10 protein-coding genes are annotated in these 10,832 nt (G+C 70.9%); 6 read left to right on the forward strand and 4 right to left on the reverse strand.

All coding sequences use genetic code 11. The annotated features are described in order from the left end of the window. Positions 1-8 precede the first annotated feature (8 nt). Genes MR1_RS11470 through MR1_RS11480 form a run of 3 tightly spaced genes read left to right on the forward strand, consistent with a single transcriptional unit; the run spans position 9 to position 3,533 of the window. The gene (locus MR1_RS11470; RefSeq protein ID WP_067246613.1) at positions 9-1,964 is read left to right on the forward strand and encodes a glycosyltransferase; all 1,956 of its coding nucleotides are present in this window, start codon (positions 9-11) and stop codon (positions 1,962-1,964) included. 16 nt (positions 1,965-1,980) lie between these two features. Beyond that, positions 1,981-2,799 carry an ABC transporter permease gene (locus tag MR1_RS11475; RefSeq protein WP_067246616.1) on the forward strand — a complete coding sequence of 273 codons (819 nt, stop codon included), beginning with the start codon at positions 1,981-1,983 and terminating at the stop codon, positions 2,797-2,799. Further along, on the forward strand, positions 2,799-3,533 hold the full coding sequence (locus MR1_RS11480; protein ID WP_067246620.1) for an ABC transporter ATP-binding protein: 735 nt from the start codon (positions 2,799-2,801) through the stop codon (positions 3,531-3,533). The genes MR1_RS11475 and MR1_RS11480 overlap by 1 nt, the downstream gene beginning before the upstream one ends. Before the next feature lie 119 nt (positions 3,534-3,652). Here the strand turns inward: MR1_RS11480 and MR1_RS11485 are convergent, their stop codons facing one another. The 4 genes from MR1_RS11485 to MR1_RS11500 form a co-directional block, all read right to left on the reverse strand. Then, entirely contained in the window at positions 3,653-4,291 is a 639-nt protein-coding gene (locus MR1_RS11485; RefSeq protein WP_067246622.1) for a hypothetical protein, read from the reverse strand. Position 4,292: 1 nt separating this feature from the next. Continuing rightward, positions 4,293-5,249 carry a glycosyltransferase family 2 protein gene (locus MR1_RS11490; RefSeq protein ID WP_067246624.1) on the reverse strand — a complete coding sequence of 319 codons (957 nt, stop codon included), beginning with the start codon at positions 5,247-5,249 and terminating at the stop codon, positions 4,293-4,295. A gap of 126 nt (positions 5,250-5,375) precedes the next feature. Further along, positions 5,376-6,674, reverse strand: a complete 1,299-nt coding sequence (locus MR1_RS11495) for an O-antigen ligase family protein (protein ID WP_255218140.1) — start codon at positions 6,672-6,674, stop codon at positions 5,376-5,378. Beyond that, positions 6,671-8,110: an O-antigen ligase family protein gene (locus tag MR1_RS11500; RefSeq protein ID WP_067246625.1), complete on the reverse strand. Its 1,440-nt coding sequence runs from the start codon at positions 8,108-8,110 to the stop codon at positions 6,671-6,673. Before MR1_RS11500 ends, MR1_RS11495 begins: the two co-directional genes overlap by 4 nt. An 86-nt stretch (positions 8,111-8,196) precedes the next feature. On the opposite strand from MR1_RS11500, the gene manA reads away from it, so the two are divergent. The 3 genes from manA to MR1_RS11515 form a co-directional block, all read left to right on the forward strand. Next, a complete protein-coding gene (manA, locus tag MR1_RS11505; protein ID WP_067246626.1) occupies positions 8,197-9,318 on the forward strand; it encodes a mannose-6-phosphate isomerase, class I in 1,122 nt (373 codons plus the stop codon). A gap of 252 nt (positions 9,319-9,570) precedes the next feature. Beyond that, positions 9,571-9,891, forward strand: a complete 321-nt coding sequence (locus tag MR1_RS11510) for a WhiB family transcriptional regulator (protein ID WP_067246627.1) — start codon at positions 9,571-9,573, stop codon at positions 9,889-9,891. Between the two features lie 129 nt (positions 9,892-10,020). Continuing rightward, positions 10,021-10,832, forward strand: an 812-nt coding sequence (locus tag MR1_RS11515) for a glycosyltransferase family 2 protein (RefSeq protein WP_157518099.1), incomplete at its 3' end; no start/stop codon positions are given.

The raw sequence follows: 10,832 nt of genomic DNA on the forward strand, positions 1-10,832 counted from the left end.
GCGAGGACATGGCTTCTGAGAAGAAGGCGCCCGGCGTCGAGGCCCAGGGCGCGCCGCAGTTCGTCACCGTCAACCACGCGGTGTTCCCGGTCGAAGGCGTCGCGGAGGTCTCCGCGCTCTACGTCGACACCGGCACCGGCGACGGATCCCAGCCCGGCGAGGCGTACGAGATCCTCGGCCGTCGCTCCATCCGGGTCTTCGCGCACCGCCGCGTCTCGCTGAGCACCTACTTCAACGCGTTCCCGGCCAGCTACTGGCAGCACTGGACGAAGGTGCGCTCGGTGCGCCTGGTCGCGACCCTCGAGGGACGGGGGCTGCTGTCGGTCTACAAGTCGAGCGCCCGGGGCCGCGCCTCCGCGCTGGCGTCGCAGCGGTTCGACGGCGAGTCCGTCTCCTTCGACCTCCCGATCACGTCGTTCATCGACGGCGGCTCGTACTGGTTCGACATCGCCGCGGGCGCGGAGGACGCGACGCTGGTGTCGGCCGAATGGCAGGTCGAGGCGCCGGAGGGGTGGACGCCGGGGAAGGCGACCGTCGGGATCACGACGTTCAACCGCCCCTCGTACTGCCTGAACCAGATCATCGCGGTCGGGCAGAACGAGCACGTCCATGACGTCATCGACCGCGTCGTGGTCGTGGACCAGGGCACCGACCTGGTCTCGGACCAGCCCGGCTTCGCCGAGGCGGCCGACCGGCTCGGATCGAAGCTCGCCATCATCCGTCAGCCCAACATGGGCGGATCCGGCGGCTTCTCCCGGGCCATGCTGGAGTCGCTGGACTCGGAGGACAGCCGCTACGTGCTGCTCCTGGACGACGACGCGATCTCCGAGCCGGAGGCGATCGTCCGCGCCGTGCGCTTCGGGGACTTCGCGACCACGCCCACGATCGTCGGCGGCGGGATGCTCCACCTCGACGACCGCTCGGTGCTGTACACGCAGGGCGAGGTGTGGGACCCGCGGAAGAGCTGGATGCGTCCCTCGGGCGCGAGCGAGTACGACCACGACTTCGCCGAGGAGCCGCTGCGCGAGACCCCGGAGCTGCACCGCTACCTGGGCGCGGACTTCAACGGCTGGTGGATGTGCCTGATCCCCACGCAGCTGCTGCGTGAGCTCGGGCTGTCGATCCCGGTGTTCCTCAAGTTCGACGACATCGAGTTCTCGCTGCGAGCCCGGGAGCGCGGCTACCCGACCGTGTGCCTGCCCGGGGTCGCCGTCTGGCACATGGCCTGGCACGACAAGGACCCTACCCGGACGTGGGAGGAGTACTTCATCCACCGCAACCGGGTGATCACGGGTCTGCTGCACTCGCACGTGAAGGGCGGCGGCTACCTGCCGCTGCACAGTCTCCTCGGAGACATCAAGCTGCTGTTCATGCTGCAGTACTCGTCCGTGCGGCTTCGTCACGAGGCGCTGTTCGACGTGTTCGGCGGACCCCACCGCCTCCCGGAGATGCTCCCGGTGAAACAGGCCGAGATCCGCGCGCTGCGCGGGGACTACATCGACTCCAAGGTGGTCGAGGATCTGCTGACGCTCCCGCCGGTGCGCCGCTCGTCGCGTGCACTGCTGGGTCGGGTCAGCCGGCCGACGAACCCGATCGCGGCGCTGATCCTGGCGGCCCGGGTCGGCGTGCGTCAGCTCCTCATCAAGCAGGCGTCGGGAAGCCGCCGCAACCCGGAGCGGATCATCCCCGCCCAGGACATCACGTGGTGGCGGTTCGCGGACATCGACTCGGCGCTCGTGACCTCCCCGGACGGGATCGGCGTGGCCTGGTACCAGCGCGACCGCGCGACCATGCACAAGTTCCTGTGGCGCAGCATCCGCCTGAACTGGCGGCTGTCGCGGCAGTGGAAGGCGCTGGCCGACCAGTACGCCCAGCAGATGCCGGAGGTGACCTCCCCGGAGAGCTGGCGGCGCACGTTCGCCGCGGCGAGCGCGGCCGAGGAATCCGGCACGCACGCCGGGTGACGGAGGACGCGAAGAGGTGAGCGCCACGACGATCGGTGAGCCGGGCACGCCCCGGCGCTACCTGCATTCGTTGTGGCTGCTCTCGGCGCGGGATCTCAAGGTCCGCTATTCGACGAGCGTCCTCGGCTACCTGTGGAGCGTCCTCGATCCGCTCGCGATGAGCGTGATCTACTGGTTCGTCTTCACCCAGGTGTTCCATCGCACGGTCGGGGAGGAGCCGTACATCCTCTTCCTCGTCAGCGCGCTGCTGCCGTGGGTGTGGTTCAACATCGCGGTGAAGGACTTCACGAGGGCGTTCCGCAAGGACGCTCGGCTGGTCCGCTCCACGGCGATCCCGCGCACGATCTGGGTGAACCGGACCGTGCTGAGCAAGGGCATGGAGTTCCTGTTCTCCCTCCCCGTGCTGGCGCTGTTCGTCGTCGTCAACCTCCTCACGGAGACCGATCCGTCGAAGGTCGTCCACATCGGCTGGGGGATCCTGCTGTTCCCCGTCGCGGTGATCCTGCAGGTCGTCCTCCTGGTGGGTCTCGGGTATCTGGTGGCCCCGCTGTGCGTCCTGTTCAGCGATCTCGAGCGCACCACCGGCCTCATCCTGCGCGCGCTGTTCTATGCGACGCCGATCATCTACAGCGTGAAGGACCTCCCCGGGGTCTTCGAGCACCTCGGCGCCTACAACCCGCTGACGGGGATCATGATCCTGTACCGGGTCGCCTTCTTCCCCGATCAGTGGGTGACGTACCCGGTCGTCGTCAGCGCCGTGATGAGCGTCGGCATCCTCGCCCTCGGGATCTTCGTCTTCCGTCGGCTCGAGCGCACGGTTCTGAAGGAGTTGTGATGTCAGCGGCCATCACCGTCGACGGAGTCGGCGTCCGCTTCCGGACTCGCCGGCGCGGGCGCCCCAACTTCAAGGACCTGTTCGGGGGCTCATCCCGACGCTCGCGTTCGGGCGAGTTCTGGGCGCTGCGGGACGTCTCCTTCACCGTCCAGAAGGGGGAGTCCATCGGTGTGGTCGGGCGCAACGGACAGGGCAAGTCGACCCTGCTGCGCCTCGTGGCCGGGGTGCTGCTCGCCGACGAGGGGACGGTCCGGGTCAACGGCGGCGTCGCGCCGCTCATCGAGCTCACCGGCGGGTTCGTCGGCGACCTCACCGTCCGGGAGAACGTCCGGATGACCGCCGGCCTGCACGGCATGTCCAAGGCCGAGGTCAGCCGCCGGTACGACGGGATCATCGCATTCGCGGAGCTCGAGGACTTCCAGGAGACGCCCTACAAGCATCTCTCCAACGGCATGAAGGTGCGCCTGGCGTTCTCCGTCGTGTCGCAGCTGGACGAGCCCATCCTGCTCGTTGACGAGGTTCTCGCGGTGGGGGACAAGGCGTTCCGCGACAAGTGCTACCGCCGGATCGACGAGTTGCTCGCCGAGGGGCGGACCCTGTTCTTCGTCTCGCACAGCGAACGCGATCTGCGACGCTTCTGCACACGCGGGCTCTATCTGAACAAGGGTTCGCTCGTCCTCGACGCGCCGCTGGACGAGGTGCTGGAGCGCTACGACGCCGACCACGCGTCGTAACGAGCCCGAGCCAGCTCGTCGAAACCCCCTCTCGTCGTCCAGACCCCCTCTGAGACACGTATTTGTGAGGGGGTCTCGAGGCCCCGAGGGGGTCTCGACACCAAGGGGAGGGGACGGGGTCAGAGGCCGATCAGGGCGCGCAGGGACGCGAGGGCTCCCTTCGCCGCGTCGAGCGCCGGCTGCGTGTCGGATCCGGCCTCGGCGGCACCGCGCAGGTCCGCCAGGCGCGCGGCGTAGTCGCCGAGCGCGGCCGGCCAGCTCTCCGCCAGCGACGAGGGCGCCGGGGTGTCGTTGAGGATCTGGGCGTCCTGCTGGAGCTGGTCGACCACGTCCAGCGCCTCCTGCCCCGTCGTGCCCGTCACCATGTCGAGCCCGTTGACGGCGTCGTCCAGACGCGGGGCCACCGAGCCACGGAAGGTCTCGACGTCGGGATCCGGCGGCGGAGGCTGCTCGGTCGGGGGAACGGTCGGATCCGGGGTCGGCGCGGGCGTGGTCGGTGCCGGGGAGGGCGCCGTCGTCGGGGACGGGCCCCCGCTCGGCGTGGGCGAGGGCGTCCCGGTCGGACTGGACGACGCCGAGGGCGAGGAGGTCGGGTCCGGCCCCGGTGCGCCCTTCGGGATCATGAAGAAGACCAGCAGCGCCGCGATGAGGACGACCACCAGCACGAGGATCACGATGAGGGCGGCGCGGCCCTTCCGGTTCCGTTCTGGCGGGAAGACCCACTCCGCCCGGGGCTGCGTCGGCTGCTGATCGCTCATGTCACGCCTCCAGAGGTGCCATCGGCCGCCAGGAGCGGTCGCGTCCGAGTCGCCCGCCGTCGCGGAGACCCCGGAAGAGATTGCTGGTGCCCCGCACGGTCCGCTCGACGAAGAGCAGCCGGATGATCTCCTTCGCGAACGTCATCGCGGTGCCGAGACCGAAGATCACCGGGTTGTACACGCCGTGCACGCGGTAGTACTGCTTGATGTAGGCGCGATTGCGCATGATGTAGTACCGGTACGCGTTGCTCGACGCGTTCATGTGGCGGATGCCCATGTCCCACTGCTTGATCTCGCGTGTGCGGCGGAGCACGAAGTCGTCCACGATCACCGCGGTGGTCCTGCGGGACGCGAGCCAGCCGTAGACCTGGTCGTCCCAGTAGATGAAGAAGCGAGGGTCGGGGAGTCCGATCTGCTGCACGATCGAGCGATGGATGAACATGCCCTCGAAGCAGCCGCTGTTCATCTCCTTGAAGCCGGACGCGTCGAAGCCGGCGGGCGCGAACGGGATCGGGATCCCCATGCGCTCCGCCACCCGGTACTGCCAGTAGAAGGCGCTGCCGTCGTAGTCGTAGCGGCGCCCCTGGATGCTCTTGAAGCGCGGGGCCCACTTGCCCATCTTGGCCAGGCCGTCGGGCAGCACCTCGACGTCGTCGTCCATGAGCCAGATCCACTCCGCCCCGAGCTCATACGCCGTGCGCATGCCCTCGCTGAAGCCGCCGGACCCGCCGGTGTTCGTCTCCAGTCGCCGGTAGACGAGCTCCGGGCCGATCCGGTCGCGGAAGCCCTGCACGAGATCGCCGGTGTCGTCCGCGGAGGCGTTGTCGATGACGACGACGCGCCCGGGCTTCGGGTCCATCGCCTCGATGCTCTCCAACAGCCCACGGAGCAGATGCGAACGGTTGTAGGTGACGATGACGATCGTCGCTGAGGCGGGATCGAACGCTGATGAGGTCACGGCAAGAGGCTCCGGCGGGTTGGGAAGGACGGCCTGCGGCCGGGTTCCAGCCTACCCGCGCCGCTCGTCGATCCCGCCCCGCCCCGCGGGGCACGCGGGATCCCCGCGCGGAGGACGGGCCCGCGCTCACCGGGAGGGCAGTATGGGGAGCGTGCCGGTCTGCGCCGCGTCGATGTTCTCCCGCCACGACCGCGACTGACCGGCGCGCAGGGCGCACAGCACCAGCAGGAACCAGCCCGCGTCGGCGAGGGTGAAGCTCTCGAACACCGAGTCCACGGCGAGGGTGACCAGCACGAGCGGGGTCCAGGCGTAGACGACCGACCGGCGGACGCTCGCCACGAGCCAGGACCGGACGAGCGCGATCCCCCCGAGCAGGGCGAACAGGCTGAGCCCGGCCGCTCCCGTCTGCAGCAGCGTGTCGAAGAAGGCGTTGAGCGCCGTGCGGTGATGATCGCCGACGACGAAGTTGATCGCGTTGAAGGGGTAGTCCGTGGGCGTCCAGGGACCGAACCAGCCCCATCCGTGGATCGGGCGCGCCTTCCAGTACTCCAGGAGGGCGTTCCAGAGGTCTGCTCTGGTGCTGAAGTCCGATCCGGCGTCCAGCCACGCGATGATCCCGTGGCGGAAGACGAAGGCGATCACGAGTCCCAGGGTCACGAGCACGCCGAGCGTCCATTGCAGCGGCGCCCGCCGCTCCGGCCGGGCGTGGCGGACGAGGACCAGGGCCGTCGCCGCGATGCCCACCGCGACGGCGAGGACGAGCACGGTCGGCGAATCGGAGAGGAGGGCGAGGAACCCCGCCAGTGCGATCGAGGGGATCGCCACGGGCGCCGCGACGGACTGGGAGCGCCACTCCACGACGAAGGTGATGAGCGCGACGACCGCGAGGAAGCCGAGCATGTTGCGGCTTCCGAACAGTCCCTGGACCGGTCCGCCCAGGGCGATGTCGCCCTGCACGCCGAGGAACCGGATCGGCATGTCGAGGAGGATCCCGGACAGGATCTCCACGGCCAGGGACAGGCACAGCAGGATCCGCAGCGCGTCGCCGAGCGCGCGGACCGTCTGGAGGGTGTCGCGGATGTGGCCGATCACGACCGCGAGGAAGGCGAATCCGAGCAGTGCCGCCCACCCGCGCAGGGTCTGCGTCGTGTGGGTGGACCAGATCGCGGTGGACAGGGTCCACGCGAGGAAGGCGAGGAGCGTTGAGGGCGCCAGGCGCAGGGCGGACAGCTCCTCGCGGCGGACGAAGAGGATGCCGGCGCCGATCACGCAGAGCGACGCGATGATCGTGACGAGCGTCACCGTGTCGGTCAGCCTCGCCACGGCGAACGAGCCGAAGACGGCCAGCAGGGTGGCGAGGGTGAACGCCCGCGCCATCTCGACGGAGGACAGCAGGCGCGCCAGCGGATGGCGCGGTGCGGTCACGGCGTCCGTCCCGTCCCCGGCGTCGTCGCGCGCCGCTCGCGCGCGCCCCATTCCACGGTGCGGTCCCGCTCGCTGAGTCCGCGCCCGATGAGGGGGACCGATTTGATCTTGAACGAGAACAGCACGACGAGCATCCAGCCCCACAGCATGATGGGTCCGGACTCGGCCAGTCCCTGCACGAGCAGCATCGCGACGGTGAGGGTCGGCAGCAGCGCGAGCGCCGAGTACGGACGGCGAGCGTCGAGGTCCCAGCGGGGGCGGTCCACGGCGAAGAACCAGGCCCGCCACACCAGCGCGCCGTACGTGAGGGCCATGAGCACCAGCCCGATCACCCCGAGCTGCAGGAGGACGTCGAGCCACATCTGGTGGGCGTGGAACACGGTGATGCCGTGATCGCGGATCCATCCGTCGAAGGCCGGGTCCCAGGGGACCCACGGGGACGAGAAGCCGTTCCCGGCCACGGGGCGCTCGCCTGCGCGCTCGAGCACCCGCTCCCAGATCTCGAGGCGTCCCGTGAGGTCCGAGCTCCGGCCGAGCAGCCGGAAGAGGGCGTCGTGCGCGAACCACAGGACCGCGGCGGCGAGGACGGCGGTCGCCCCGAACACGAGGTACAGGGGCGTGCGCTGGCGCGGTCGGTGAGCGCGCCGCATGAGCAGTGCGGTCACCAGGACGACGACGACGGCCGCCGCGCACGCGTAGGTCGTCGCGGACGAGGCGCGCACGAGCAGGAAGACGGCGATCGCCGACCACACCACGAGCGCGCCGCGTCGGCGGACCCGTGCCGCGAAGAGGACGCCGAACACGATCAGCGCCAGCAGGCACAGGATGGCCAGGGAGTTCGAGTTGCCGACGATGCCCTGCACCCGGCCGCCGTCGAACAGGTTTCCACGGACCCAGTACCAGTGCGGGTCGATCTTCCCGTCCGGCAGATCCGCGAAGTTGGGCAGCAGCGGCGAGCCGCGCAGCCCGATCCATGCCTCGACGACGAGCGACAGCCCGAGGATCCACTTGAGGGCGGAGGAGAGGGCGCGGACGATCTCCTGCCAGCTCAGGGCGAAGCCGATGAAGAGCGCGGTCACCGTGATCGCGGCCTGCAGCGCGCCCGTCAGGACCGTGGCGCCCGGCCATCGCGACCACAGCACCGAGATCAGGCCGAACGCGACGTAGCCGAGCGCGGTCCACGGCAACCGGCGCCACGGGAAGGCGACAGGTCGCCGACGGACGACGAACGGGACGCCGATCGCGAGGACGCCGCCGAAGAGCACGACGAGCACGACGAGGGCCCCGGGCTCGCCGAGGAGGTTGAACACGGCCGTGTGCGCGAGGACCGCGAACAGCAGCAGCACGACGTACCCGCGCAGGACGATGTTCCCCGTGGACTCGCGCACGGGCGCGGTCGGCGGGGGAGCGACCGGGATCCGGGAGTGCTGCGCCACGAGGTTCAGGGTATCGCGCGCACTCGGGCGGGTCCGGGAAGGCGCCGGCGGGGACGAGCGCGGCCCGGCGCCCCTACGCTGAGGGCATGCTGCATGCGCTGACGAACACGCCGCGCGACTACGCGTGGGGATCCTCGACCCTGCTCGCCGACCTCGAGTCCCGCCCGCCGGCGTCGGGCCCGGAGGCCGAGGTGTGGTTCGGGGACCATCCCGGCGACCCGGCCGACCTCGGCGACGGCCGCACGCTCGACGCGGTCACCGGCGGGACGCTCCCGTATCTGCTCAAGCTCCTCGCCGCCGACGCGCCCCTGTCCATCCAGGTGCATCCCACGCGGGAGCAGGCTCGTGAGGGATTCGCCCGGGAGGCGGGCATCGCCATTGACGACCCGGCGCGCAACTACCGGGACGACAACCACAAGCCGGAGCTGATCGTGGCGCTGAGCGACCGCTTCGAGGCGCTGTCGGGCCTGCGCCCGCTCGCAGAGACCCGTCGGCTGGTCGCGGGCCTCGGGTCGGCGCCCGGCGTGGTCCGACTCCGCGAGCTGCTCGCCGGAGACGCGGATCCCCTGCGCGCCGCGCTGCGCTGGGCGCTCGCGGACGCCACCGAGTCCGAGGTGTCCGAGGTGATCGCCGGGGTGGAGGATGCCGATGCCGCCGACGAGGGAGAGCTCGACCTCGTCCGCCGCGCGGCGGATCGGTTCCCGGGCGACCGGGGCGTCGTCGTCGCCCTGCTGATGAACGGCGTCGTGCTCGCGCGGGGCGAGGGGCTGTTCCTCCGCGCCGGGCTCCTGCACGCGTACGTGTCCGGGCTCGGGGTGGAGATCATGGCCGCGAGCGACAACGTGCTGCGCGGGGGGCTCACGCCCAAGCACATCGATGTGGCGGAGCTGCTGTCGGTGGTCGACACGACCCCGGGCGAGGTGCCGGTGCTGCGCGCGGACGCCGGCGCCGCGGAGCAGGCCTACCCGGTCCCGGTGGCGGATTTCGCGCTGCGACGGCTGACGCTGGACAGCGCGCCCCGCACGATCGAGGTGCGCGGCCCGGCGATCGTCCTCGCCACCGCGGGCGATGTGCGGGTGTCGGTCCCGGGCGGCGACGAGCATCGTGTGCGGGTCGGAGCGGCCCTCTACGCGTCGGAGGATGAGACGCGCCTCGTGCTCTCGGGGCCCGGCGAGGCGTTCCTGGCCGAGCCCGGCTCGCCCGCCTGATTCCCCTCGCCCGGCGTCGAGTGGTCAGTTTCTGCGGGTTCAGCGTGGCGCGACCCACAGAAACTGACCACTCGGCGGACGGACGCGCGGAGAAGGTCGTGCGCGCGGCGACACGCCGGTGGCGCGTCGTGAAGGTTCAAGGCCCGGTTGAGGGTTTACGATCCGCGACTTGACCATGGCGAATCACACGGGTGTAATTAGTGGTGCACGCGGCCCGCGATGCGACCGGGGGGCCAGACAGGGAGGGCGAATATGACGGGTTACCGTTCCGACATTCCCGAGGACTGGTTCGTCGACCCCGTCAACCTCGGCGTCCCCGGCGTCCGCCGCCCGCCGGCGGAGGGGGACGACAACGCCCTGGCCTGGCAGACCGACGCGCTCTGCTCGCAGACGGACCCCGAGGCGTTCTTCCCGGAGAAGGGCGGATCCACGCGGGACGCGAAGCGGATCTGCGCCTCGTGCGACGTCCGGGGCGAGTGCCTCGAATACGCGCTCAACAACGACGAGCGCTTCGGCATCTGGGGCGGGCTCAGCGAACGCGAGCGCCGGAAGCTCAAGCGCCGCGCGAGCTGACCGCCACGCACGTCCTCGTGCAGAAGGCCAGCGGGCTGCGACGCCGGCCGGCCCCTCCGAGCGCGTAATCCTCGACGCGCCCGGCCACGTACGGGTCCCACGCGGACACCCGCTTAGGCTGGCCAGGTCATGCCTGCCCGAGTACACGCCATCCTCGTCACCCGAACGAGCGCGACCTCCCTCGCGCGGGTCCTGCGCACCCTCGACGCCCTGTCCGCGCAGACCCTCCCGCCGGCCGCGCTCACCATCGTGGTGTGCGGATCCTCGGCGCCCCTGCGCGGCAGCGCCGCCGTGTCCCGCGCCGCGGAGGCCGTGATCGAGACCCGGGCGAACGCGACGCTCGCCGCCGCGGTCGGCCTCGCCGCCCCGCGCGTCGCGCCGGGATCCGCCGTCTGGATCCTGACGGACGACACCGTGCCGGAGCCGTCGGCCCTCGAACGCCTGTCCGGAGCGCTGGAGCGCTCGCCGTCCGCCGCGGCGGCGGCGCCGAAGCTCGTCGGCGCGGACGACCCGGACCGGATCGTCTCCTTCGGTCAGACCATGACGCGGTACGGACGCGCGGTCGACCCGGCCGCGGGCGAGTACGACCAGGGGCAGCACGACGGCACGGACGACGCGCTCGGCGCGGATGTCCGCGGCATGCTCATCCGCGCGGAGCGGCAGGGCGCGCTGCGCCCGGACCCCGGGCTCGGCGGCGCCGACGAGGGGCTCGACATCGGGGTGCGCGCGCGGCTGTCCGGGGGACGGGTCGTGCTCACCGCGGACGCTCGCGTGGCCGTCGTGGTCGACCCCGGGAGAGCGACGAGCGCGGCGAGGGCCTTCGAAGAACGGCGGGCCCAGCTGCACCGCCGCCTGGTCTACGCTCCCGCGGCCGCCGTGCCTCTGCACTGGCTCTCCCTGCTTCCCCTGGCGCTGTGGCGCTCGGTGACGCACCTCGTCGG

Origin of the sequence: Microbacterium resistens NBRC 103078 (assembly GCF_001552355.1) — a bacterium.
GTDB lineage: Bacteria > Actinomycetota > Actinomycetes > Actinomycetales > Microbacteriaceae > Microbacterium > Microbacterium resistens.